The organism is Sporosarcina sp. ACRSM, assembly GCF_022346545.1.
In the GTDB taxonomy this organism is placed as follows: domain Bacteria; phylum Bacillota; class Bacilli; order Bacillales_A; family Planococcaceae; genus Sporosarcina.
In genome coordinates this window covers 85,638-111,383 of record NZ_JAKRNU010000014.1, presented here as the reverse complement: position 1 = coordinate 111,383, position 25,746 = coordinate 85,638, and the positions used below count along the sequence as shown (strand labels likewise).

Genomic DNA, 25,746 nt, shown 5'->3' with positions numbered 1-25,746 from the left:
GCATGTATTAGGCACGCCGCCAGCGTTCGTCCTGAGCCAGGATCAAACTCTCCATAAAAGAAGAAAATGAATAGCTCATTTCTTGCTGACTTTGAATCCGAAGATTCGTTTGTGTTTGTGTTCCCCGACAGGGTCGGTTCAACAAACTGTATTTGTTAACGTTTTGCTGTTCAGTTTTCAAGGTTCATTTATTGTAAGTTGCTGTCGGTTTATGTCGTTCTCGTCGACTGCTTAATTAATATACCATCCACCAAAAAGAATGTCAACGGTTTTGTAAAAGTTTTTTAAGAGATTGTTAAGCGTTTATTAATCCCCTATCATTCAGCCACTTAAATTGTGCATTTTCCAACGTTGTCTTCTATATGAAAATAACAGTTCCCTATTGTCCTATTCATGGGAACTGTTATTTCGATTACTTGATAAACACAAAGTACAGCACAAAAATGACCCACAGACCATACATAATTGGATGAATCTCTTTCCTACGTCCACTTAAAATCATCGTGATTGGATAGAAGATAAACCCGATTGCAATTCCTGTCGCGATGCTGTACGTCAGTGGCATGGCGATAATTGTTAAAAATGCCGGAACTGCAATTTCAAATCTTGTCCACTCTATATTCCCCAACGTCGATACCATCAACACACCGACGATAATCAGTGCAGGAGCAGTCACTTCAGACGTGATGACGAACAATAACGGCGAAAAGAATAAGGCTAGTAAAAATAGAACACCCGTTACAATAGAAGCGAATCCCGTTCTTGCTCCCGCTGCAACACCTGCTGAAGATTCAATGTAAGAAGTCGTTGTTGATGTTCCGAAAATAGCACCGGTTACAGTCGCTAGTGAGTCTGAAAGGAGTGCTTTCCCTGCTCGTGGCAATTTATCATCTTTCATAAGCCCCGCCTGATTTGCAACCGCAACAAGCGTTCCCGCTGTATCAAAGAAGTCTACAAATAAGAATGTAATGACGATGACGAGGAATTGAGTCGTCAATAATGAACTCGGATCTTGGAATATCGTCTCGAACGCAACACCGAATGTTGGGGCTACACTTGGGACTTTATCGACGACTTTTTCAGGTAGGTCGATTAAACCCACAATCATCCCCACAATTGTAGTCACGATCATTCCATAAAATATAGCACCTTTAATCTTTCGAACCATCATGACTACCGTAATGACAAGACCAAAAATAGCAAGCAATGTCGGACCATTCGAGAGATCCCCTAATGTTACAAGCGTATTAGGGTCGGCAACGATAATTTTTGCATTTTGAAATCCTAGGAAAGTGATGAAAAGTCCAATTCCAGCTCCCACTGCAAACTTAAGTTGCATCGGGATTGCATTGATAATAATTTCACGCAAACCGGAGAGAGAGAGGACGATGAAAATTAGACCTGAGCATAACACGCCTGTCAACGCAGTTTGCCAAGGAATCCCCATTCCTAACACAACTGAAAAAGCAAAGAATGCATTAAGCCCCATGCCAGGTGCCAATCCAATTGGATACTTCGCGATCAACCCCATGAACAGTGAACCTACAGCAGCAGCTAATGCAGTTGCGACGAATACTGCACCTTTGTCCATCCGCATTGCATCAGGCAAATCTGGAACTGCGTCAAGAGATAACATCAGCGGATTAACGATCAGGATATACGCCATAGCAAGAAACGTCGTCAGGCCCCCGATAATCTCCCTGCGATAATTTGTACCAAGTTTATCAAACTCAAAGTATTTCTTCATTTGTACCTTCCTCTACCTTAAATTTTACAGACAAAAAAAGCATACGACACAAACATCGTATGCTCCCCAAAAACAAATCCAATTAGAAGGTTGTCCCTTCCTATGAAATCGTAGTCGAAACATTTAAGGTGTTTCGGTAGAAACTTCCGAGCCATATCCTCGGCTTTATACGATAACTTCTATTTTATTCAGCAAAAGACTCTCGCTTCTTCCATAGGTGGAGAGATAAACGTGATTTTGTTCCCTGCTCAGGTAGCATTCAAACACCTGCTGAACAAAATAGAGCCTCCGGCGGATGCCACGGATTTTGAATCGAGCTTGCTCGATTCAAAATCCGGGCACAATTACGCCAAGGCGTAATTGATCTTATTCCCACTCAATCGTGCCACCTGGTTTCGGAGATAGGTCGTAGCACACTCGGTTAATATTTTTCACTTCATTAATAATCCGATCAGTGATTTTCAGAAGGATTGGCCATTCGATTTGTTCTACCGTTGCTGTCAATGCATCTACAGTGTTTACTGCACGAATAATGACTGGATATTCATATGTCCGCTCATTGTTGCGTACACCGACAGATTTGAAGTTAGGCACAACTGTAAAGTACTGCCAAACCTTTTGGTCTAATCCTGCGAGTGCAAATTCTTCTCGTAAAATAGCATCTGATTCGCGTACTGCTTCAAGACGATCAGGCTCAATTTCACCTAAAACACGCACACCTAGACCTGGTCCTGGGAATGGTTGGCGATATACCATATCATGCGGAAGACCTAACTCAACCCCACATGCACGTACTTCATCTTTGAATAATTGGAATAACGGTTCCACTAATTCAAATTGCAAATCTTCTGGAAGCCCTCCAACATTATGGTGAGATTTGACGACTTTATGCGTTTTCGTGCCGGATTCTACGATATCCGGATAGATTGTTCCTTGCGCCAGAAAGTCAATCCCTTCCAGTTTACGCGCTTCTTCTTCAAACACACGAATAAACTCATTGCCGATAATTTTACGTTTCTCTTCTGAATCGGCTACCCCTTTTAGTTTACCTAAGAAACGCTCGCTCGCATCCACGTAAACAAGATTTTCCTCCAAGTCTTTTTCGAACATTTGAATAACGCCCTCAGACTCATTCTTACGCATTAAACCGTGGTTTACATGCACACAAACTAATTGCTTGCCGATTGCCTTAATTAGTAATGCTGCCACAACAGACGAATCTACGCCGCCTGAAAGAGCCAACAATACTTTTTTATCGCCTACCTGTTTACGAATTAAAGCCACTTGATCATCAATGAAATTTTTCATATTCCAGTTCGCTTCCGCCTTACATGTATGGAACACGAAGTCTTTTAACAATGCTTTTGTTTCTTCTTCACTTGGCCATTGCTCGAGCGTTTTCAATGCTTTTGTTGAAGGATGATTCACGCTAATAACCGGAATATTTAAAGAGTAAATTCCATCTAATACATCGATTGCTTCTCCATCAATGATATTATTTTTACCGCCATTTAAAATAATTCCTTTTACCGTTTTTAACTGTTCAATATTTTGAGATGTAATGTCATGAGGATGAATCTCGCTATATACACCTAGCTCACGAATCCAACGGGCAATTGCCGTGTTCTCACTACTACCTAAGTCCAACACTAAAATATTGTCCTGCTTCAAGTTGATACAACCTCCTCTTAATCCAACCATTCTACACCTTTACGGCTGTTTCAACAAATATTTTTTCACTTCATCGGTAACCAAATTATATTCTAAACATTATATCTCCTACGACTATACCTCAAAAATCAACCCGATGTCCTATTGATTAAATCTTCCCACATTTCCTTTAAATATCCCCAATCATGCTCGGTTGTATTCGCACCGTACAAACCTTTTTCGTAAGCTGCCGTCAACGCGCTCATCTGGTTTCCGCCGAATTGGGCGTCAACATTCGCCGCATAATCGTTTAGCGTCATCCCTGCTGATCGCTTCAGGCCTGCGCGATCAAGCTGCTTCAACAAACTTTGATAGCGTTTGACAAAGGCATCCCAATCATCGGCTTCCGATCGATAGGTCCTTAAAAGAAACTTCGGCATCCATTTCACTCGACTGCGATAAAAGCTCCAAACCATGAAGGCAATCACTAATATGGTCGCCACAATCCACCCGATATACTTCTTCAACCATGAAGTAAACAGACTTCCATATTTCTTCACATCGAATGACTTTGCCTTTTCAACCGGCTCTTTGGATTGTTCTTCTTCCGGTTTGTTCTGCTCATCTCTTTCTGCCGCTTGAGGATCATTTGCTTCCAATTCAATATCGTAATCAATATCCGTTAAATTGGTAAAACCGATTGTCGGCTCAAACGGCATCCACCCAATTCCCGGTAAGTAGGCTTCTACCCATGAATGGGCCTCGTTATTTGTAATTTGATAAACGCGCTCGCCTTCATCATTCATACGATATTCACCGGGAGCAAACCCCTTCACCCAGCGGGCAGGAATATCAATTGCACGTAGCATCACGACCATGGACGTTGAAAAATTATCGCAATAACCTCTCTTCGTTTCAAAGAGAAATTGGTCTACATAATCTTCATCGGCATCCGGTATAGGAATCTCTTGTTGCGCATAAACAAAACCGCTTCTACCGAAATACCTTTCAATCGCCTTTGCTTTATCATAAACGCTCTCTTGGCTTTCGGTAATGGACACCGCCAGTTCCCTTACCCGCTCCGGCAACGCATCCGGCAATTGTAAATACTGAGAAAACGAGCTGTCCAATGTCTGTAAGTCTTGCATATTTGTCTCTCTTAACGCTTTCAGACTATAATCCGGTTCCACAAATTCCATTTCGTAGGCGGAAAGCGAATCATCGCGACCATCAATTTCGGTCCGGTATTTCCCTGTCGCTTCAGAATGCAGAAATTCGACATTGGCATCCGCATTCACCTTCTGTAAGCCATAAGGATACACGATGAATGGAAAATCGATGTCCATTTGCAAACCTGCATGCTGGAGAACTTCGGGATCAGATTGTGCATCGTGCACCAGTTCCATACCAGATGAATAGCTTGTCTCACTCTGATCTGGATATAGTTGTTCCCAACCTTTTGTCGTATACGTATTTTTCGTTTCAATTTTCCAGTACTGTTTGCCTGCCACTTTCGCCTCGAAAACGAGCGTATCGTCTTGTTCGAATGAACCACCGAGCTGTGAATCATCCGTTCCATATCCGCTCGTCATCATACCCGCACCGTTTCCAGGGCCATCTGTTCCCTGAACAAACGACTTCACATAGGGTACAGGATCCGGCCAAACCGGATCTTGCTTCGGCATGACATTGGCAAATATACCACTCAGTATGACAAAGAAGAGCAAGGGAATCGAAACCGTTAAAAATGCGGCTGTTGGAATCGGGGTATTGTGCTTCTCAGCCAATTTTGAGATGAACAGCAGGCCAAGCAGTAATAAGCCTGTCACCATGATGAGAAAGATGGAGCTGTCCGTCGATAACGGACTGAATGTATCAATCGTTGCAACAAAAATAACGGTCATACTATAAAAAAGTAAAATACTTTTTCTTACTTCAATCCAATGACGAATCAAGTAGGTCGTCATCCATAATAATGAAAAAAACAATAATGTCCGAAAAGGGTTCGTAATATTTTCCCAGTCACCGCTCATAAGCATCGGGACGTTGGACAATAGATCTTCCACCAAATACCCGATGCGACTGATCGATACGAATTTTTCATCTAAATAGATATATTGGATGGCCCACATAATATACAAAAATTTCACTGGGACAGAAATCCACCATTTCACCCGTCCTAATGCCAAGACAAATACGATGGCAATAAAGAGGAGAAACAGTCCCAAATAATCCGTATCGGTCAATGCCATAACCGGAAGAAGCCACTCCCTTAACAACACAAAAGAAAGAAGATATAAAATGGCGAGAAGCCGTCTGTCCATCTGTGTTCCAGTCATAATCCTCACCTTCTTTAACAATGACGCCGTATATTTGCGTCCAGAATTTGAATTGCTTCGCGCACTCTTAGCATTCGACTCTCCACTGATGCAAGTCAGGATACCTACCGGTTAAAACCGATGCTCTTCCAGTAAGTGCACATGAATTCCCCTCGACTTCGCAATTTGGATAGCATTCACCACGTCGGGCGAAGGTTCTTTCTCTTTACTAGTGACTACATAACAGACGAGCGTCCCGTTACTTTTCACACTTTGCACTATCGGCTGAAGGAACGTCCAATCGGGATTCCCTGTAATGACAACCGCACTTCCCCCGACAAGTGTTGCGTTAACCACATCACTCACAAGGCCCGCTGCCACTTCTGCCGGTTGTATTTTAGCTAAGTGGACAAGCGCCTGATGCAATTGGGCGTCTGATTGGATAAGAGGATAGCGATCTATTTCCTTTCCCGCCGTCATAAGCGCAAGAGCGGCCTGACTTTTTGAAGCTTCTTTTAAAAGCGAAGCCGTGAGTGCAACGATGTCCTCAAACACTTCCGTTCTCCTGCCATCCATAATCACTAACAAGTCTTGTGATCTTCTATCCTCGAATTCTTTCGTCATCAACGTTTGTGTACGCGCAAATGATTTCCAGTGAATCCAAGTCACTCGATCGCCGGGCTGGTAATTTCGGATCCCCGTTGCCAGCGTTGTATCTTTGACAATATTCAAAGGGGACGCGAGTGTCCCGTGATCATATTGAGTCTCAATCGGCGCAAATTGAAACGCAATCGTTTTTGGAAAAATGAGTACTGTATGCCGCAACGGAACCCATTTCTTTTTCCGGACCCAGCCGAAAAAATCCGCCACTTCCATTTCGATCCCTTCCAACACATGCTCGCCCCTTGGCATTGGTTCGATTTCATATTCCCACTTCATTTCTTTGCGGAAACCGAACAGAAACAATCGTTTCCATGCGGTTCCCGTTACTGTAAACCGTTCGGGTTCTGCCCATTTGTCCGTCACGACAGTATAAAGCAAGGGAAAAAAACTGTTTCGCCTAATCGATAACGAAACGATTAGCTTCCCGCCACTTTCAACAATTGGCGTCCGAATCTCCCGACTGACCTTCACGTCCGACAGCGGATAAAAAAACAGGAAAAGCGAGTACAGCCCAAATGGCAGTAAAATATAAAAAATCGTCCAACTGACTTGTCCGCCTTGGAACATCGCAAAAACGAACGCCGCTACCAAGACGCTTACCACAAAGACCATTTGCATAGAACTGTTCAACACGTGCTTGACAATTTTCATCTTAACGTGGCCTTATCTACCGGTACACGGACCTTCATCAAAATCCGATCCACGATTTCTGTTGTAGAAATCCCTTCGTATCTTGCTTCAGGCGTTAAAATCATCCGATGTTGGAAGACAAATGGTGCTAAATATTGCACATCATCCGGTACGACATACGTTCTTCCTTTCAGCATCGCAAATGCTTGAGAGGCCTTCATCAATGCAAGTGACCCTCGGGGGCTTACCCCCAGATAGACATACAGATTGTCACGCGTCTGTGCTACACAATCGACAATATAAGATTTGATCGTATCGTCGACCTTCACTTCCGTGACCGCCCGCTGAAGCTCTATTAATTCTTCTAATGAGACGACAGATTTCAACTGCTCGATCGGTACCGTTTTTTCCGCGCGCTCGAGCACTTCCATTTCCTCCGTCTTTGTTGGATAGCCCATTTTCAATTTGAATAGAAAGCGATCCAATTGAGCTTCCGGCAATGGGTACGTTCCCTCGTATTCAATCGGGTTCTGCGTGGCCATGACGAAGAATGGTTGTGGAATCTGCATGGTTACACCATCAATTGTGATTGAAGCTTCTTCCATCCCTTCCAGAAGTGATGATTGGGTTTTGGGCGAGGTCCGGTTGATTTCATCTGCGAGAATAATATTCCCCATAATCGGACCGGGTCTAAACTCAAATTCCATCGCCTTTGGATTATAGATAGAAACACCTAGCACATCAGAAGGTAATAAGTCCGGCGTAAATTGAATCCTTTTAAAATCAGCACCTACCGACTTTGCCAGTGCTTTAACCATCATCGTTTTTCCAACGCCTGGTACATCCTCTAGCAATACATGTCCGCCGGCAAGAAGCGCTGTCACGCACAGTTCCGCTATATCTCTTTTTCCAATCATGACCTGATCGATATTCGTCAAAATTCGATTGATTTTCTCTGTATGGTTCATGTCAACTCCCCCAATTATATAGGACTTTCTATTTATCCGAAAATTAACAAAACACACCTCCATCATACAGGATTTCCTTTTCCTATACAACTTAAGCGCCAAGACGGAAAATGACTGCATTCCCAATGCTTTTCATGCCCACAGCATGAAAAGCATTGCCTTATCTAAAAAAAGATCCGCCTCAAATTCCTACCAAAAAAAGAGTGTCGCCAAAGCCACAGTACGACTTTGTCAACACTCTGAAAAGACCGCTCAATGAATCTTTTTTACTTCCAAAAATCATCAAAAATAGTAATCGGCATATGCCGCTTATGCGCGGAACGGAGAAAATGATTTTCAATCGTTGTCCGGAGTTCTTTCGAAACTTCTTTCCCTTCCAAATAATCATCGATCGCTTCATATGTTACACCAAGTGCAACCTCATCCGGTAGGGCGGGCTTATCTTCTTCCAAATCCGCAGTCGGGATTTTTAAATAAAGATGTTCCGGACACCCGAGCTCCTTCAATAACTGTTTGCCCTGCCGTTTGTTCAAGCGATGAATCGGCATGAGATCGGCACCGCCATCGCCGAATTTCGTATAAAAACCGGTAATGGCCTCCGCCGCATGGTCGGTTCCGAGAACGATGCAATCATGCATGGCCGCAACGGAATATTGGGCTTTCATCCGTTCGCGCGCCTTTTCATTGCCCTTTGCATAGTCCGATAACGTCACCCCTGCAGCATTCAATGTACGCTCACTTGCATCGACTGCCTCTTTAATATTCACAGTGTAAATTTTGGACGGTCCAATAAAATCCAAGGCATCTTGACAATCCTCTTCATCGAACTGTGTCCCATACGGAAGTCTGAGTGCTATGAATTGATAGCGGTCCATCCCCTCTTCCTGATTCAATTCATCGACAGCAAGCTGTGCCAGCTTCCCGACTAACGTTGAATCCTGTCCACCTGAGATCCCTAGCACGAATCCTCGTACAAAAGCATGCTTCTTCGCATATGCTTTCATGAAATCGATCGATTTCCGGATCTCTTCTTGAGGATCGATAACCGGTTGCACTTTCAACTCCGCAATGATCTTTTTCTGCAATGCTTCCATCGTTCAATCACCTCATTGATTAAGACTTTTGATCGATATAATCCTCGACCATTTCTTGCACTTCTTGGATATTGCGCATTTTGTTATCCCAGCACTTCTGGCTTAAATCCACAGGGTATTCCTCAGGGTTCAACGAGCGTTTATATTCATCCCATAGGAGCCCCAAGTTTTCTTTGGCATATTCCCGCATTTGCATCAATGGCGGGTTCGTATAGAGGATTTCACCGTTTCCAATAACTTTGACATGCAGATCTTTCGCTTCGAAATTCGTGACAAACTTGGATACAAACGTATGCACAGGATGGAACATTTTAATGCGTTTTTCCGATGCCGGATCTTCGTCGTACATCGTAATATAATCCCCTTCAGCCTTGCCGTTTTCCCGATCGATGATGCGGTACAATTTCTTCCGTCCCGGTGTTGTCACTTTTTCTGTCGTCGACGAAATTTTAATCGTGTCTTCCATCTCTCCCGCTTCATTTTCAATCGAGACGATTTTATAGACAGCGCCCAATGCCGGTTGATCGTATGCTGTAATCAGTTTCGTACCGATCCCCCACACATCCACTTTTGCGCCTTGCGCTTTCAAGTTTAGGATTGTATATTCATCCAAGTCATTCGATACAATAATTTTCGCTTCTGAAAATCCAGCTTCGTCCAACATGCGACGCGCTTCTTTCGAAAGGAAAGCGATATCTCCACTATCCAGACGAATACCGATGAAATTGATTTGATCGCCTAATTCTTTTGCGACCTGAATGGCTGTCGGAACGCCAATTTTCAATGTATTGTACGTATCGACTAGAAAGACGCAATCCTTATGACGCTTTGCATAGGCATGGAATGCATCGTACTCACTCTTATACGCTTGAACCATGGAATGGGCATGCGTCCCCGACACTGGAATTCCGAATCGTTTCCCTGCCCGGACATTGCTTGTCGCCTCGACACCACCAATGATTGTGGCACGGGCCCCCCAAATCGCCGCGTCCATCTCATGCGCCCGGCGGCTCCCAAATTCCATCACCACCTCATCTCTCACCACTTGCTTGATACGGCTTGCTTTTGTGGCAATCAATGTTTGATAGTTGACGATATTCAGCAATGCCGTCTCCACCAACTGCGCTTCGATCAATGAAGTTTCTACACGGATAATCGGCTCGTTTGCAAATACGAGTTCCCCTTCCACCATCGAATACACATCACCGGTGAAACGGACGTCTTTTAAATAAGTGATGAAATCGTCTTGATAACCGAGCTCTTCCTTCAAATAGGTAAGATCACTTTCGCTGAAATGAAAATCACGTAAATAATCCAAAATCCGTTCTAATCCCGCAAATACCGCATATCCGTTCCCGAATGGCAAGTTTCTGAAGAACAGCTCAAACACGGCCTTCCGTTCATGTATCCCATCCGCCCAGTATGATTCCGCCATATTAATTTGATAAAGATCCGTATGTAAGGCTAAACTGTCATCTGCATAATTTGAACTCATGATAATCTCCTTCTTCCAAAAACTAAGTTATGACCATTATACACCAATTACCCTTATTTCGAGCCTTAATAACAGATTACTTCATTTTTCTAAACAATAAAAAAGAATCGATTTCTTCAAAATGAAATCGACTCTCTTTTATCCGTTAACTCTTGTCGTTCGTCTTCCACGGTGTTCCTAACTTCGGAAGTGCCCAGCGATCCAAGCCATACCAGCCCCCCACTTTCCAAGCGAGAACGAGCCAAGTGGCCAATATGAAAAGTAACGGGTTCGTGCTTAGTGTGCCGGCAAATAGAAAGCTGACGTTCATCAACGCTCCGAAGAATGCCGCGATGCCGGTTAACAATCCAAACACCAATCCTAGCCCTACTAGTAATTCCCCGTATGCTACGACAAACGCAAATAATTTTGCATTCGGGAGCACACTGCTCTCTAAAAACGTTGCATACCACCCTGCCACATCTGCACCCTCTTGGGATTTTGCCAGTGAACCTTGCACAAATCCTTGGATGGCGGCTCCAGCATTTTCGCCAGTCCAAGCGTCACTTTGCACTTTCCCCCAGCCAGCCTTCAGCCATGCATACCCTACGTAAAGACGAATAACCAACCAAATGAATGCAGAACGGGTATCGCTGAATAGAAAGCGGGAGACCGGATTTTCCGGAATGACGATCGTATGTTGCTCTTTCATCTAAAAACCTCCTTTTCTCCTATTATATTGTTTTTAATACCCAATTTTCTGCTTTTTAGTGCTTATATTGTTACATTTTAGCGAATGATTAAAAATACATAGCTTTTAACAGTTTTATCCGACTATTCATCTTAAAAATACGAATTCATTTTGACAATAAAAAAGCTATTCTACAAGCTGATTGTCAACTCGCAGGATAGCCCTTCCACTCAATTCAGCTAAAGACATCTTCAAAAATGGTTGATTCCAATAAGCCGACACCGATCAATCCATTGACAATACCTGCATCCGAACAGCTTGTTGTCACAAAATCAGCCTGCTCTTTTAACGCAGGGACTGCATTCCCCATCGCGATACCAGTGCCGACAAAGTCAAGCATTTCAAAATCGTTCGTTCCATCGCCGAAGGCAAAACTATTTTCCCGCTTGACGCCTAGCTTCTCCATAATCTTTTGAACGCCAACCGCTTGGGATATCCCTGCCGGTAACATATCGGATGCATGCTCCCCCCAATCGAGGAATGTATAATCCGAGTACCGCTGCACGTAAAACTGCGCATGCTTGCGTTCACAATAGATCTGAGTTTGGTGAACAGGCGAATACTTGTAAAATTCCTTTTCAACCAAAGGATAATCGATTTTCATGTGCACATAACTCGGATAGATGAGCGGATGTTTGTCTGTGTTCACCCTGATCTGCTGACAATTGGAATACGCCAATCCATGTCCATTGTCATAAGCGATTGTCGATAGATCATGCAACATATCAGGATCCATCGGATTCGAGTAAATCTCTTTCCCTTCAAAAACGACATGCTGCCCATTCATCGACACATACGAAGAAATATTCAACTCATCCAGGAGCCAATCGAACATGCGTGGCGAACGACCGGTCGAAATGGCAACCACAATCCCTTGTTCCTGCAGCGCTTGAATCGCTTGTTTTGATGACTCCAAGACGACTTTGTTTTCGTTCAATAACGTCCCATCCAAATCAAAAAAGACAGCTTTTTTCTCCATCAAACATTCCTCCTCATCGAAATAACTCCCTTAATTTGCAGCTGAACTTTTCAAATAACGAGTTTTCAATTGAGTAGAAAGCAGCTCGAGCCCAATAGCGACAAGCAAAATTGCATACGTGATAAACCCGACTTCCCGCAGATCAAAGTAGAACCCTGATGCCATGAATAATTCAAAACCAATTCCGCCCGCTCCGGCAGCAGCCCCCATCGCCACCGCTACGGTGAAGTTCGTTTCAAAGCGTAAAAACGTCCAAGACAATAACGAAGTAACTGTGGAAGGGAGAACAGCATGTATTACAATATGCCACCAACTTGCCCCACTTGCACGCAACGCCTCTAAATTCCCTTCATCCAATTCCTCAAACGACTCTGCATACGCTTTGACTAAAAACGCGATCGTGTGGAAAACCATCCCGATAATAGCGGCTTCGCTCCCCAGTCCGGCAGCAATCGCAAAAATTAAGACCCATAGCACTGTAGGCACAGCACGAATAAATGCCACCATTACAATAATCGCGTTGGAAACTGCCTTAGGCGCTAGATTTTTAGCGGCAAACAGAGCGATGACCACAGAAAGAAGTGCTCCTAAGATGGTCGATAAAAAGGCAAGCCCCATCGTTAAACTAAGTTGATACATAGCCTCCGCTAACGAAAAATGGCTGAGTACAGGCTGTAAAAACATCAACTTTACATTATGAAGCGTCGCTGCTGTCGCTTCGATCATCGAGATTCCTTTATAGTCGAATGTGAGAAACCCATAGACAGTCAACAATAGAAGCATGACAAACGTTCCCGCCATAACCACTTGCGACTTATTCCACGCTTTGATTTTAATTTTCCCTGCGTGATTTCTTTTCAAGTCAAAGAGCAAATCGCTTTTAGCTAAAGTCATTACAATATCACCCTTCTTACATAATTGGATAGAAGCTCAATTCCGATGACGACGACTACGATACTGATCGTAATGAGGCAGACAACATGATAGTTCATACTTTTGTAGTACAGATCGAAGGCAAACCCGATGCCCGTTCCTGTTAAAATACCGACAAGCGTTGAACTTCGAATATTCGTCTCAATCATAAAGAGCACCCAACTGATGATTTGTGGAGAACATTCCGGAATGACTGCTTTCGCTACGACTTGAAAATAGGTCGCCCCGGTTGCACGCAATGCTTCCACCGAACTGCTACTCGTTTCGTCAATCGTTTCGATAAAGGCCCGCGTCAAAAAACCGAACGTTGCGAGAAATAACGCGAAATACCCCGTCAAAGCACTTTGACCAAATGATAAAAGTAAAATAAGCGCCCAGGCGACAATGGGGATATTCCGATAAACAGAAGCAATGATTCTACTCAATGACCCGAAAAAAGAATTGATCTTCGTTGTGTGTGACCCCATTAGCGCCAATAGTAGTGCCAATACACTGGCTGTTGTTGTCGCGGTAATCGATAGAAAGATGGTTTCGATCAATTTATCCAAAATGGAGGGCATTTTCGTCAAGGCCTGTTCCGTGACCACTAGATTCGATGCCATCCAACTTAAAGCTTTCGGCAAGGTTTGGACACTGTGAAGGAAGTCGAAGTCCGTCATCCTTGCCGATAAGAGCGTAAGTCCGATCAAAATGACCATGAACAGTGTCATGCGTTGTTTCTTTTTTTGAAAAACTGCTATATCCACAACCGTCCCTCCTACTCCATGATGAGCTCGCCGGCTTCAGATCCGTAGATCGTATGAATGGCAGACGAAGTCAATTCGGTGGACGTGCCATCATAGACGACCCGCCCACTATTCAAGCCGATGATCCGATCCGAATACTTCTTCGCCACATCCACCTGATGCAGATTGACGATACAAGTGATATCCAGTTCTTTAGAAATCGTCTGTAAATGATCCATAATGACTTTGGAGGCATTCGGATCTAAGGAAGCAATCGGTTCATCACAAAGTAGCAATTTCGGTGACTGAATCAGCGCTCTTGCAATGCCGACACGCTGTTTCTGTCCTCCACTCAATTGGTCACATCTTTTATATGCATGTTCTTCCATTCCAAGCTTTTTCAATAGATTAAAGGCCTGTAATTTTTCTTCTTCTGTAAAACGCCCTAAAATGCCTTGCCAAGTTGACTTATAGCCGAACCGGCCATGCAATACATTTTCAATAACCGTTAAGCGAGAAACTAAATTATAATGTTGGAAAATCATCCCGATTTTCGTTCGATGTTTGCGCAACTCTCTCTTGGATAAAGCCATGACATCGACATCGTCAAAATGGATTTCCCCTTCCGACGTATCAATCATTCGATTGATGCATCGAAGAAAGGTCGACTTGCCGGCACCTGATGGACCGATAATGGAGACAAACTCCCCTTTTCGCACTTCCAGATTAATATCCGATAAGACGCGCTTTTCTTTGTCATATCGCTTGGATAGGTTTTGAACTTGTAACAAAGCCATTTATAAAAACTCCTTGTATCGATTTTGGAAGACTTGCTGCAAAGAAAAAAGCATGTGCTCCGGAGGCCTCATCTTCCGTTCTGCGGGTGTTTGAATACCCGCTGAACGAAGATGAATGGACCCCATTCTCGTACATGCTTTTTCATCCATCCCACTACTTATTTCGATAGTTCACGAATTGGATCGAACCATGCATCATCTACAACAACAAATCTTTCATCCGCCGATTTTGTGAAAAGACCAGTTGTTTCAGCATCTGCCGGTACAAAGATTTTTTCATTGTTGGCAATGTCGTCAGACGTCATCAACTCTTGAATTCTCTTGAAATCTTCCTCACTTAAGCTGTCTTTATTGGCAGCAAATGGTGCATTTAATACAGGCGTTACGTTGATCAATGTAAATTCTTCACCTGGAACAGTATTGAACGGTTCAGCCGCATCTGCTTTCACTTTGTAGACAGAACCTGTTTTGTTCGGCTCTCCTTCAGCGATTTCGATGTAGTTGCCGACACATGTATCACAAAATGCCGCCACGTCTGCGCGACCGCTTAACAAGTTAACGGCAGAACCTTGGTGAGAATCGCCATATAACACTTCGTTAAAAAATGATCCGCCTTCCATCAAATCTTCTGGCGTCAAATCCTTCCACTGATCCTGTTGAGAAAAATACGCAATGACATCATTGGATGGCACTTTAAAACCTGAAGTGGAACTGCTTGATACAAATGAGAATTTAGAATCTACGATATTATCAATGGCGTATTCGCCATTCACTTTATATTGATCGGCATCCGCTTTTTTCACCGCTAACCAGCTATAGTACACCGCATCGTCGATCGTACCTGATTTCCCACTTGGGACAATAAGCGGTTCGATGCTATTATTTTTGTTTTTTGCTTCTATATAACCTTGTGCACCCATGAATGCAAGTTGCGCATTGCCATTCGCAATCGTTTCAATGGCAACCGCATAATCTGTTGTCAATTTATGCTCTACCTTTTTACCCGTCACCTCTTCAATGACTTTACCGATTTCATCACGAGCCGCTTTCAAATCATTGCCGGACTCATTTGGATACCAAACCATTGTTAATTGATCATCCGAGTTTGCACTGCTGGACGTACAAGCTGCCAAAACGGATACAAGAAAAAGAAGGGATAACACTGACAATAGCGTTTTTTTCATGATTTTCTCCTTTTCAACTGAGTAGTGTAGTATTTCGCACAGACGCTCAAATGGCTATTCGACAGATGTAGCTCTCTTCTCCTATAGCACATCCATCCTTTCATTTAATTCTTCTACACTTCCTATTTGAACATATAAAAGTAATAAAATCCTTGAATTTACAATATCTTCATGCATTCTTTAAAATCATTTTGATAAGACCGATTCCAGTAATTCCGTAGGACTGACCAGATCTCCTATTCGGATCTGTGTGCCATAATCTCCATGAAAATCGCTGCCGCCCGTCCGGAATAGTCCGTATTCGTCGGCATACTGATCGACTTTCCGTCTATCTTCTCTTGTATGATCCATATGCTCTCGTTCAATGCCGTCCAATCCGTGTCTCACAAGCTCGGGGATGATATCGTAAGAATCGAGCTGTCCCGGATGTGCCAACACGGCAAACCCATTGTCGGCCTTGATCGCTTTTACCGCATCCACGGCATCGACATATTCGATATCCCGCGCACAAATTCCATTTCCTTTGAAAAGCATCCGATACAGTTCCTGGTAAAGCGGCGTTGTAAAATGATGATCGAGCAAACTATGCATAATATGCTGTTTGTAAATGACGCCCGACATCATCGCTTTTTTCGCAACGTCTTCCAGCTGAATCGTATAGTCATTTTTTTGCAGTTGTTCAATTTGCCAAAGGGAATTTTCATGTCGCCTTTTTAACAGTGACTGACATAGTTCTTGGATATGTGCCGCTTCTTTATCAAACCAATAGCCGAGAATATGCACTTTACGATTTCTAGTAAAATCATAAGCTGAAATTTCAATGCCCGGAACGATTGTGATACCGTGTTTCGCTCCTTCGATTTGAGCAGCCTCCAAACCAGCGACTGTATCATGATCGACGAGGCTCAAATGGGTGATGCCCCTTTTTGACGCCATTTCCATCACTTCCTCCACAGAGGAGGACCCATCCGAATAATGGGAGTGGACATGTAAGTCTGCCTTCATGCGAATCCCTTCCTTTTAGACAATCTTTTTTTCCTGCAAATCAATTACGCCTCGGCGTAATTGCGTCCGGATTTTGAATTGCGCTTGCGCAATTAACTCCTTTCAAAATCCGTGACATCCGCCGGAGGCTTTGACTTGATTCAGCCGGGGCTTTGAACCCCCACTGAATTGAATGCATCTCTATCATTCATCCCGCCACTTATAGAATTGGGGGACTTCTGCTGAAGCAAGTCATAGACTTTGTCACATAGCCCATCCATGAATTCCAAGTCATGAAAAATCCCGATAAGCGTCGTGCCATCTGCTTTCAATCGCTCGATCACTTCTCTCACTTTCCATTTGGACGCATCATCCAAACTAGCTGTCGGCTCATCCAACAGTAGCAAACGCGGTTTTTTAACGATGGCACAGGCGATATTCAAACGTAATTTCTGCCCGCCTGAAAAGGTAGTTGGGTAACTGTCCCATAGTTCGGAGTCCAACTCAAAATGTGATAATGCCTCAATTGCCGCTTGTTGCGCCTCTTCTTTCGACTTCCCCATTTCAATGACGGACTGTTCGACAAGCTCACGCGCAGTCGTTCGCGGCATAGCATTTAAAAACTGTGATACGTACCCGATCTCATGCTTGCGCAAATAATGGACTTCCCTTTCAGAAAGCTGCGCTAAATCAACCGTCCCAAACTTTTCAGAGTGATACTTGATTGCCCCTTCTTCCGGGAAATAGGTTCGATAAATACTTTTTAAAATCGTCGACTTGCCGCTACCGCTTTTTCCGACAATACCGATGAATTCACCTTCATTCAAGGAAAGTTGAATATCCCGAACGGCCTGCATATGTTTCCCTAAATGATGAATGGTAAAAGACTTACTCAACCCTTGAATTTCAAGCAGATGTGGCATCCGTTTCCACCCTTCCATCATGTTTTTCTATGAATTGTTCTATATCAAGGCGGAAGTCTTCCAATCGATCTTTGATCGTGTCGTATGACCAATTCCACCACTGAATGCGTTGCAATGCCGCAATCGTTTCTTCCGGAAACCGGTATTTGATGATTTTTGCAGGGACACCAACGACGATGGCATACGGCGGTACATCTTTGGTCACGATGGCACCGCTGCCGACAATGGCACCATCCCCGATTGTCACCCCCGGCTGGATAATTGCTCCGTGACCGATCCATGTATCATGGCCAATCGTCGCGATCCGGCTTTCCCTCTGCTCAAAAAACGGCACATCATCCTGCTCGCTGAATCCATACATTTGGGAGCGATACGTAAAATGATGAAGGGAAGGCCTTTCATACGGATGATCGGTCGGACCGATCCTTACCATTGCTGCAATATTGGAGAACTTTCCGATCTCTGTATTTTGAATGAAACAAAACTGTCCTGTATACGAATAATCGTCCAGCACCGAGTTCTCGACGAAATTGGACATCCCTACTTCAGTAAATGTCCCGAGCCGTGTATTTTTCAGCACAGCCTGTTCATGAACAAACGGCTTTTCAGATAACAACACTTCTGTTGTCCTCATCGATACATCGTCCTCGTGATCAATTTTCCATCTACAATCGAAGCCGTCACGACCGGAAAGCCGTCATCCATCTTTTCGATAATGATCAAGTCCGCTTTTTTCCCTTCCCGGATGGAGCCGATTTCGTCGTCCAATTGCACCGCTTTTGCAGGATTCAATGTGACCAACTGGAACATTTCATGCAAATCTTGTCCGTACGCTTCACTTAATTTAAAAATGGAGTGTAGTAAGGCAGCAGGATAATAATCACTGCATAAAATATCGATCGTTTGTGCTTGAATAGCCTCTGCGGCCGATAAATTTCCGGAATGGGAACCGCCTAATAGGACATTCGGCGCCCCCGCAATCGTCCACAAGCCCATCTCTTTCGCTTTTCGCGCCACTTCCATCGTCGTCGGAAACTCGCTGATCGTCGTTCCATAACTTTTCACGAGCGACAACTTTTCCACTTCGTCATCATCATGTGAAGCAACTGCAATATTGTTCGCCAATGCGATTTCAGCAATTTCCTTGATTTGTTCCAATGTGATTTTCTCTTTTGTAATGCTCTCGGCAATGAGGACGTCCGCTTCTTCATTGGACATCGGACGGAAGCCTTTCAACGTTTCACGGTAGATTTCCAAGTTTCGATATTGCCCCTGTCCCGGTGTATGATCCATGAAAGAAATGAGGTGGACTTTCCCTTCCTCGATGTTTTGGACAAAGCGATCGACCGCCTCGATATTGTCGATTTCAAAGCGTGCATGCATACGATTGCGGATCAGATGCTCGCTCGTATGTGTTTCGTTAATGGCATCGATCAACCGATTGACATTTTGCGGATTACGGATCGGTTTATGTGAAAACCCATCGTCTTTATAGATCGATAACGAATGGAACATCGTCGTAATTCCATGACTGACAAGAATGCGCTCCGCTTCCCGAATGCCCATATGGAAATCCATTAAACTTGTCGGTCTTGGAGAAATAATTCCTTCGATATAATCCGAATGGATGTCGACAAATCCGGGGGAGATATAGCCTCCGCGTGCGTCAATGATCGTACAATCTGTGTATTTCACGATATCTTCTTCAGGAATGATCGCCTGGATGCGGTCATTGTCAATTACGACTGCATGCTGTTGTAAAATTCGGTCTTCCGTGACCAATTGGCCGTTTGTCAATACGTACATGAAATCACTCCATTAGATGAGAGAATAGACAAGCTGTTGTGTATAAGCATGTTGAGGATCTTCCAAAATCTGATCCGTCAATCCTTGTTCAATAATTTTTCCATTGAGCATCACAATCGTCCGATCTGCCAGCATCCGTATGACAGCAAGATCATGGGACACGACAATCATGCTGATTCCCAGTTCCCGTTGAATGGTTTTGATCAAATCCAAAACGCTTGCCTGCACCGACAAATCGAGCCCCGTCGTCACTTCATCCAACAATAGGATAGGTGGATTATTGGACAATGCTTTCGCAATTTGAACACGTTGCTGCATACCGCCCGAAAATTTTTTCGGTTCATCTTTCATGCGCGTAAGTGGAATATGGACATGTTCCAATAGCACTTTACTGCGCGTCTCCATACGCTGTACATTACGGTCGCCGGCCGCAATGAGTTTTTCGGCAATATTGCCGACAGAGGAGAAATCCATCTTCAATCCTAAAACCGGGTTTTGATACACCATGCCAAGAATCGTATTGCGGATCAAGCGCTGTTGTTGTGACGATTGTTCAAAGACATTCGCCATCCCGGCTTCGTAAGGGGTCATATAGCCTTCTCCACTCGTGACGGTTTCGTCGAAGTAAAGACATTTCATCAACGTCGATTTGCCACTTCCACTCTCCCCGACAATGCCAAGAATTTCCCCTGGGTATACATCAAACGAAATCGATCGGCAAGCATAGACGGTTCTGCAATGCGGACAAATATTTTTCTCCAACACTTCATCATTTGCATCTGCACAAACCGAACAGCCCGATCCGTATTGCTTCACCAAGTTTTTCACTTGTAAAATTGGCTTATCTTGCATGTTCGACTGCCACCTCCAATAAGGTTTCCTGTTCGTTCAAGCGGGCAAGACAATAGCTCGTGTCATTGCATTGGTAATACGTTTCACCCGTCTCTTGATCGACCAATTCATCCATGAAGACATTCGTTGCTTGACAGTGATGGCAATGCTTTTCGTCAAACGATTCCACTTCGAATGGATAATCTTCGAATGCGAGGGATGCAACATCCGTGTAAGGAGGCACTGCGTATATCTTCTTCTCTCGTCCTGCACCGAGTAAGATTAACGCTTCTGACTGATGCATTTTTTGATTATCAAAACGGGGAATCGGACTCGGCGCCATGACGTAACGATCATGCACGAGTACAGGATGATCCGCATTCGTCGCTGTTTTTCCGTACTTCATAATTTGTTCGAATAACTGCAGCCACGCGCCGCTATACTCCTTTTCAGCATGTAGCTTTTTCGTTTTGAATTCACTCGGCTCCACCCAGCGTAACGGTTCAGGGATCGGCACTTGCAACACCATGATCTGCTTTTCCGTCAAGGACACTTCCGGAATGCGGTGCCGAGATTGGATGATGGTCGCTTCGCTCGTTTCAATCGTCGTTTCGACGCCTGTCGTTTTGTTGACAAGCTTTTTAATGTTCACGGCATTGACCGATTCATCCGCACCTTGGTCGATCACTTTCAGCACATCCTGTTTACCGATGATCGATAAAGTGATTTGAAGCCCGCCTGTTCCCCAACCGCGTGCAATCGGCATTTCTCTAGAAGCAAAAGGCACTTGGTAACCCGGAATGGCGACCGCTTTTAAAATCGCTCTGCGGATTTCTTTTTTGGAACCTTCGTCAAATAAGGCAAAATGGGTTGTATGCTGCATTATTGTCCACTCTCCTTTTTAATACGTCGCATGCTATCCAGCTTGGATTGGAAAGTGACGTAATGCGGCAATTTCAAATGGGAAATAAATCCGCTCGACTCCACTGAATCGATATGCAGCAAAACGAATTCTTCATCCTGCGTCGGGTGCCCTTGACGGCCGAATTCTAAGCTCTGATCTAAGATGCTCATAGCAATCGCCTTCGTTTCGTTTTGCCCATAGCAAATCCCATAGCCGATTTCAAATTCCAATTCTTCTCGATGATTGTCTTTTTGAACGGTAATCGGAACGAATGATTCCACTTCGGTCACTTTAATCTCACCAATATAATAGTCATTCGTGAAGTCGTCTGACGGATCTGTTGGGTGGCCAATCGTCAAGGGCAATTTACCGACGCGTAGCTCGCCGACTGTCGGATGGACCGCGCCATATCCACGGATGGCTGCATACCCTAGTGATGTCACCGCTCCCGTTTGCCCTCTTGTCAACACTTGGAGTCTTTCACCTCGTGTCGTTGGAAATTGGAGACTCCGTTTCGTCACATCGATCGGTTCCGTCTGATCCTCTGACACTTCAGCCAGTAATTTTTCCTTCCGAAGATAATCAACCACTTTTGGTAAGGCCGTTAAATCAGTTCCTTCCGAAACGGCTACTTCTTCAACCAAATATTGCTCCAGCCAAGTTTGCATGCTCGCTTCCGATTCATCAATTAAATCAAAATCCATTAAACGATGCGTATAATCATAGGAGGCTCCTAAAATTTGCCCACCTGGAATGTCCTTGAAACTGGCAGATATCCGACGTTCCACCACCATCGTCTCCGTCTCAACAACCCTCGTATAATAATGCCTTGGCAACGTGGATCGATGCGCGCGCAACAGGAAAACCGCTTCTTCCATATTCCCTTCCGCTTGTTTAATGGCGAGAGCCGCTAAAAACTCCGAGTACAGGCTGCTTTCAGACATGACCTGATCGACCATTCCACGCATCGTTGCCATGATGGTCTTAACGTCCAATAGTTCCTGATGCTGAATCCGTTCAAACTGCAACCGTTGAATCGATGCTTCAATCGCCTCGGTACCGCCTTTCACCGCTACATAAGCCATTTAAGACACCTCACATTCTTTGAGCATCGTTGTTCTTGGCAAGCACATCAAATTGCTTTGACGATCGATGAAAATCATATCCACTCCTAGCGGGTATTCCTGATTTGCAGTGGCTCTTTCATCCCTCCACAACTCATTGGCCGTAATGTGGACGTTTTCCGTTGTGGCGATTCCCGGTCCTTGTAAGGTAAGCTGAGGGATTTTGGACAACATTTCCGTTTCCATAATGATGGTCGCCGATTGTTGCGGATCCCTTAACGTTCCTTTTTTCGCTTGCAGGAAAGCCTCACGGATCAGCTGTGGCTGTGCGTCTTGCAAGATGAATACATAATCCGCCTTGGGCAAATCCGTCGCTTTAGACAATGTATGAGCGGCAAATAATTCACCGATCCGTTCCGAATTGCTACCGATAATATGAAAGCCCACTTCTGCATCCAGTAGCGTCATTGCGCTGAGAAACAATGCGTAGTCACAATGCTCCAATGGCTCCGCGTCATTTCTTTCACTCGCAATGTTTTGTATCGTTCCCGGTCGCGACATGCAATGCAGAATGGTGCGAAATGCTTCTTGTGTATCATGCACTTTATCGAAGAGCATCCTTTCACTCCTAGCTCATTTTTTATGTGATCCGCCAGTATCTATAGAGGCGGAATTTTATTTCTTAAACGTCCATCATTTCGAAGTTGACCTTCGTTTTTAATAGGTTTGCTTCGAGTTTTTCCCTTGTTTCTCGGATATGTCTCTCTTCCTCTTCAAGGAGTGCTGTCCAGTTTGTCGTTTCTGCCAAATCTGCTTCGTACGCTGCATCGATGACTGCAAGTTGGTAAGATAACACCTCTTCATCTCCCACAACAATGCCAATGCCGAATGACTGACCAATCTGTACCTTTGTTTCCGTGACAAGCACCTCGCCAAGATAAAACAACGTTTTCTTAGCTGTTTCTCTCATTTTGATCATCGTTAACGCATGATGAGGTTCTGTGACAATATGAACGGTATAATTCTGCTCGATTACATTCGCCAGTTTTCTTGCTAGATGAGGAGAGCCATCAATGAGAATTTTCGTCCGTCTACGTCGGTTCATCCAATCACTCCTTTACAAACCCATCTTAACTTGTTGCCAAGCTAGGTAGTGTTAAGGGTTTATTAAACAATGTAAACACGTCTTCATAAAGTGAAACTTCAATCAGTGGGGGTTTTTCCCATCCCCCACTGATTGTTAGTTGAACCAATCGGGCTTTTACGGGCAGTTGATCTCCCACCTATCCTTATCGCTTTACTTAAGTCTTGAGGTGGGAGTCTTACTGCCCGTTAAAGCGGGATAAATACAAAAGAAGCCCTGTCGATTGACAAAGGCTTCTTGGTTTAATTTTCCGACGTCATCACATAGGTGAATGAGTCACTGCGATAAATGATTTTCGTGTATTCAAGGACATGGCGTTGCTCGGCATCGATGCAGTCACTTTCAAGGACAAATAACGGTACGAGTGGCGCACAATCGAAAAGAGAGCGTTCAACTTGGGTAGGGAATGAGATGCTGATATGGCTTTTGCTACTCAAAAACTCGGTATATCCTTGCTCCGCATAATAAGCAAACATCGATTGAATGTGAGCACCCTCGTTCTCGATAGTAGGAAACACCCTTTTCGCCACATATGAAATATGGAGGGCAATCGGCACGCCATCTATGATGCGTAATCGGGAAATCTTGAAAACCTCATCTTGTTGTCCCACATTTAAACTTGCATAGATTTTGGAGTCGTAGGCGATTGGTTCGCATCCAAGATTTCGAGTTTCCAAAGCATGGCCGGCCTGCTTCATTTTCTCACTGAAACTCGAACTTCCACTTAAATGCAACTCAATTTGGCGCCTTTTCGGCTTTAAAAACCGGCCCTTCCCCTGCTTGGAGTACAGATAGCCCATTTCCTCCAGTTTCAATAATGCATGCCGTACTTTTATGCGAGGGACTCGGTAATAATCGGCCAGTTCATTCTCCGAAGGGAATCGGTCCGTCGCTTTATATTTTCCTTGGCTAATCGCTTGAATCAGCTCATCGATAATCATCAGCTCAATTTGTTCGGTCAATTGCGTCACCCTCTTTAATGATTAGTGTATAATGCGGCGCTTATATGTGTAAAATGAAGTATAAGAGAGTTCTCACTTGTATTCTTAATCAGACAAGTGGATACTAACATAAAAGGGTCATAGGTGGTTTTTTTACATAAATAATGGATACGAGGGGTACTAGTTTATATGGATGCGATAATTGAATTCTTCCGGAAAAAAGAAGTGAAACGCTTCGTCATTTTTGCTTTGATCATCGTAGTGCTTTTTAGCGTACGAAGTATGATGAACCTTATCTTACTCACCTTTATTTTTACGTTTTTAATGAATCGACTCGTCGATTTCACCGCGAAGCGTCTTCCTTTGAATCATAAACTGATTGTCATCATGCTCTATACATTGATCGTCGGTATATTGACAGTCGGTCTGGTGAAATATTTGCCGCTCATCACACTTGAAATCAGTCAACTCGTTAAACAAATTACGAATTTCTTCACCCATCCGAATGAAAATCCACTGCTCGGCCAAATTGAGTCTATTATTTCCGGCGAACAGATTAAGGCCTATATTGAGAATGGGGTTTCATTCTTACTGCAGTCATTTTCGAATATTAGTAAAACGAGTATACATGTATTGATCGCTTTGATTTTAAGTTTGTTTTTCCTTCTTGAAAAGCCACGCCTCATCGAATTCACGGGAAAGTTTAAAAACAGTAAGATTGCCCCTTTCTACTATGAAATTGAATTCTTCGGAAAAAAGTTTTCCCGCACATTCGGAAAAGTAATCGAAGCACAGTTCATCATCGCTCTCGTCAATACATTTTTGTCGGTGATCATTTTAATGGTTCTCGGCTACCCGCAAATTGTCGGACTGGGCATTATGATTTTCTTCTTGGGGCTCATTCCTGTTGCAGGCGTCATCATTTCACTTATCCCCCTGACGATTATCGGCTTTACGATCGGTGGCTTCCTGACTGTCGTCTACCTACTAATCGCCATTATGGTCATCCATGCGATCGAAGCGTATATTTTAAATCCGAAGCTGATGTCCTCCAAAACGGATTTACCCGTTTTTTACACTTTCGTCGTACTCATTTTCTCACAAAATTTCTTCGGCGTCTGGGGATTGATCATCGGAATTCCGGTCTTCGTCTTCCTACTGGATATACTTGATGTGACGAATAAAAATCCGAAACAAACGCGATCGACTAAAAAAGACAAGTTGGACAGCTGATGT

The 25,746-nt window shown here is 43.9% G+C and carries 24 protein-coding genes, 1 rRNA gene and 1 riboswitch; of the genes, 1 reads left to right on the top strand and 24 read right to left on the bottom strand.

What is annotated here, in order from left to right; all coding sequences use genetic code 11:
- From MHZ95_RS18635 to MHZ95_RS18520, 24 genes are all read right to left on the bottom strand, one after another.
- Nucleotides 1–58 (bottom strand): 16S ribosomal RNA (locus tag MHZ95_RS18635); the annotation flags it as partial.
- A gap of 354 nt (nucleotides 59–412) precedes the next feature.
- Complete coding sequence (locus MHZ95_RS18630) at nucleotides 413–1,747, bottom strand: NCS2 family permease (protein WP_239392296.1); 1,335 nt, start codon at nucleotides 1,745–1,747, stop codon at nucleotides 413–415.
- A gap of 91 nt (nucleotides 1,748–1,838) precedes the next feature.
- Nucleotides 1,839–1,940, bottom strand: a riboswitch (purine riboswitch).
- 173 nt (nucleotides 1,941–2,113) lie between these two features.
- A complete protein-coding gene (guaA, locus tag MHZ95_RS18625; RefSeq protein ID WP_239392304.1) occupies nucleotides 2,114–3,424 on the bottom strand; it encodes a glutamine-hydrolyzing GMP synthase in 1,311 nt (436 codons plus the stop codon).
- A gap of 122 nt (nucleotides 3,425–3,546) precedes the next feature.
- Nucleotides 3,547–5,736 carry a DUF4129 domain-containing transglutaminase family protein gene (locus MHZ95_RS18620; protein ID WP_239392295.1) on the bottom strand — a complete coding sequence of 730 codons (2,190 nt, stop codon included), beginning with the start codon at nucleotides 5,734–5,736 and terminating at the stop codon, nucleotides 3,547–3,549.
- A gap of 111 nt (nucleotides 5,737–5,847) precedes the next feature.
- Entirely contained in the window at nucleotides 5,848–7,029 is a 1,182-nt protein-coding gene (locus tag MHZ95_RS18615; RefSeq protein ID WP_239392294.1) for a DUF58 domain-containing protein, read from the bottom strand.
- Nucleotides 7,026–7,976, bottom strand: coding sequence for an AAA family ATPase (locus MHZ95_RS18610; RefSeq protein WP_239392293.1), 951 nt, complete (start codon nucleotides 7,974–7,976; stop codon nucleotides 7,026–7,028). The genes MHZ95_RS18615 and MHZ95_RS18610 overlap by 4 nt, the downstream gene beginning before the upstream one ends.
- A 266-nt stretch (nucleotides 7,977–8,242) precedes the next feature.
- The gene (nadE, locus tag MHZ95_RS18605; protein WP_239392292.1) at nucleotides 8,243–9,070 is read right to left on the bottom strand and encodes an ammonia-dependent NAD(+) synthetase; all 828 of its coding nucleotides are present in this window, start codon (nucleotides 9,068–9,070) and stop codon (nucleotides 8,243–8,245) included.
- Between the two features lie 19 nt (nucleotides 9,071–9,089).
- Nucleotides 9,090–10,565, bottom strand: coding sequence for a nicotinate phosphoribosyltransferase (locus tag MHZ95_RS18600; protein ID WP_239392291.1), 1,476 nt, complete (start codon nucleotides 10,563–10,565; stop codon nucleotides 9,090–9,092).
- 145 nt (nucleotides 10,566–10,710) lie between these two features.
- The gene (locus tag MHZ95_RS18595; protein ID WP_239392290.1) at nucleotides 10,711–11,256 is read right to left on the bottom strand and encodes a DoxX family protein; all 546 of its coding nucleotides are present in this window, start codon (nucleotides 11,254–11,256) and stop codon (nucleotides 10,711–10,713) included.
- 214 nt (nucleotides 11,257–11,470) lie between these two features.
- On the bottom strand, nucleotides 11,471–12,274 hold the full coding sequence (locus tag MHZ95_RS18590) for a Cof-type HAD-IIB family hydrolase (protein WP_239392289.1): 804 nt from the start codon (nucleotides 12,272–12,274) through the stop codon (nucleotides 11,471–11,473).
- Between the two features lie 30 nt (nucleotides 12,275–12,304).
- Nucleotides 12,305–13,168: an ABC transporter permease subunit gene (locus MHZ95_RS18585; protein WP_239392288.1), complete on the bottom strand. Its 864-nt coding sequence runs from the start codon at nucleotides 13,166–13,168 to the stop codon at nucleotides 12,305–12,307.
- Nucleotides 13,168–13,953 (bottom strand): PhnE/PtxC family ABC transporter permease, encoded by a 786-nt coding sequence (locus MHZ95_RS18580; RefSeq protein ID WP_239392287.1) that lies wholly within the window; start codon nucleotides 13,951–13,953, stop codon nucleotides 13,168–13,170. Before MHZ95_RS18580 ends, MHZ95_RS18585 begins: the two co-directional genes overlap by 1 nt.
- 11 nt (nucleotides 13,954–13,964) lie before the next feature.
- Entirely contained in the window at nucleotides 13,965–14,729 is a 765-nt protein-coding gene (phnC, locus tag MHZ95_RS18575) for a phosphonate ABC transporter ATP-binding protein (protein ID WP_239392286.1), read from the bottom strand.
- Nucleotides 14,730–14,887: 158 nt separating this feature from the next.
- Nucleotides 14,888–15,913: a PhnD/SsuA/transferrin family substrate-binding protein gene (locus MHZ95_RS18570; protein WP_239392285.1), complete on the bottom strand. Its 1,026-nt coding sequence runs from the start codon at nucleotides 15,911–15,913 to the stop codon at nucleotides 14,888–14,890.
- 186 nt (nucleotides 15,914–16,099) lie between these two features.
- Complete coding sequence (locus tag MHZ95_RS18565) at nucleotides 16,100–16,918, bottom strand: PHP domain-containing protein (RefSeq protein ID WP_239392284.1); 819 nt, start codon at nucleotides 16,916–16,918, stop codon at nucleotides 16,100–16,102.
- 140 nt (nucleotides 16,919–17,058) lie between these two features.
- Nucleotides 17,059–17,820: a phosphonate C-P lyase system protein PhnL gene (locus MHZ95_RS18560; protein WP_239392283.1), complete on the bottom strand. Its 762-nt coding sequence runs from the start codon at nucleotides 17,818–17,820 to the stop codon at nucleotides 17,059–17,061.
- The gene (locus MHZ95_RS18555; protein WP_239392282.1) at nucleotides 17,804–18,454 is read right to left on the bottom strand and encodes a DapH/DapD/GlmU-related protein; all 651 of its coding nucleotides are present in this window, start codon (nucleotides 18,452–18,454) and stop codon (nucleotides 17,804–17,806) included. Before MHZ95_RS18555 ends, MHZ95_RS18560 begins: the two co-directional genes overlap by 17 nt.
- Nucleotides 18,451–19,626 carry a phosphonate metabolism protein PhnM gene (gene phnM, locus MHZ95_RS18550; protein ID WP_239392281.1) on the bottom strand — a complete coding sequence of 392 codons (1,176 nt, stop codon included), beginning with the start codon at nucleotides 19,624–19,626 and terminating at the stop codon, nucleotides 18,451–18,453. Before phnM ends, MHZ95_RS18555 begins: the two co-directional genes overlap by 4 nt.
- A gap of 12 nt (nucleotides 19,627–19,638) precedes the next feature.
- On the bottom strand, nucleotides 19,639–20,478 hold the full coding sequence (locus MHZ95_RS18545; protein ID WP_239392280.1) for an ATP-binding cassette domain-containing protein: 840 nt from the start codon (nucleotides 20,476–20,478) through the stop codon (nucleotides 19,639–19,641).
- A complete protein-coding gene (locus tag MHZ95_RS18540; RefSeq protein ID WP_239392279.1) occupies nucleotides 20,468–21,340 on the bottom strand; it encodes an alpha-D-ribose 1-methylphosphonate 5-phosphate C-P-lyase PhnJ in 873 nt (290 codons plus the stop codon). Before MHZ95_RS18540 ends, MHZ95_RS18545 begins: the two co-directional genes overlap by 11 nt.
- Nucleotides 21,340–22,446 carry a carbon-phosphorus lyase complex subunit PhnI gene (locus MHZ95_RS18535; RefSeq protein ID WP_239392278.1) on the bottom strand — a complete coding sequence of 369 codons (1,107 nt, stop codon included), beginning with the start codon at nucleotides 22,444–22,446 and terminating at the stop codon, nucleotides 21,340–21,342. The genes MHZ95_RS18540 and MHZ95_RS18535 overlap by 1 nt, the downstream gene beginning before the upstream one ends.
- On the bottom strand, nucleotides 22,447–23,043 hold the full coding sequence (gene phnH, locus MHZ95_RS18530) for a phosphonate C-P lyase system protein PhnH (RefSeq protein WP_239392277.1): 597 nt from the start codon (nucleotides 23,041–23,043) through the stop codon (nucleotides 22,447–22,449).
- A 64-nt stretch (nucleotides 23,044–23,107) separates the two neighbouring features.
- Complete coding sequence (phnG, locus tag MHZ95_RS18525; RefSeq protein ID WP_239392276.1) at nucleotides 23,108–23,530, bottom strand: phosphonate C-P lyase system protein PhnG; 423 nt, start codon at nucleotides 23,528–23,530, stop codon at nucleotides 23,108–23,110.
- A gap of 281 nt (nucleotides 23,531–23,811) precedes the next feature.
- Nucleotides 23,812–24,531, bottom strand: coding sequence for a GntR family transcriptional regulator (locus MHZ95_RS18520; protein ID WP_239392275.1), 720 nt, complete (start codon nucleotides 24,529–24,531; stop codon nucleotides 23,812–23,814).
- 168 nt (nucleotides 24,532–24,699) lie between these two features.
- Between MHZ95_RS18520 and MHZ95_RS18515 the strand changes: the two genes are divergently transcribed.
- Nucleotides 24,700–25,743 (top strand): AI-2E family transporter, encoded by a 1,044-nt coding sequence (locus MHZ95_RS18515; RefSeq protein WP_239392274.1) that lies wholly within the window; start codon nucleotides 24,700–24,702, stop codon nucleotides 25,741–25,743.
- Nucleotides 25,744–25,746: the final 3 nt, after the last annotated feature.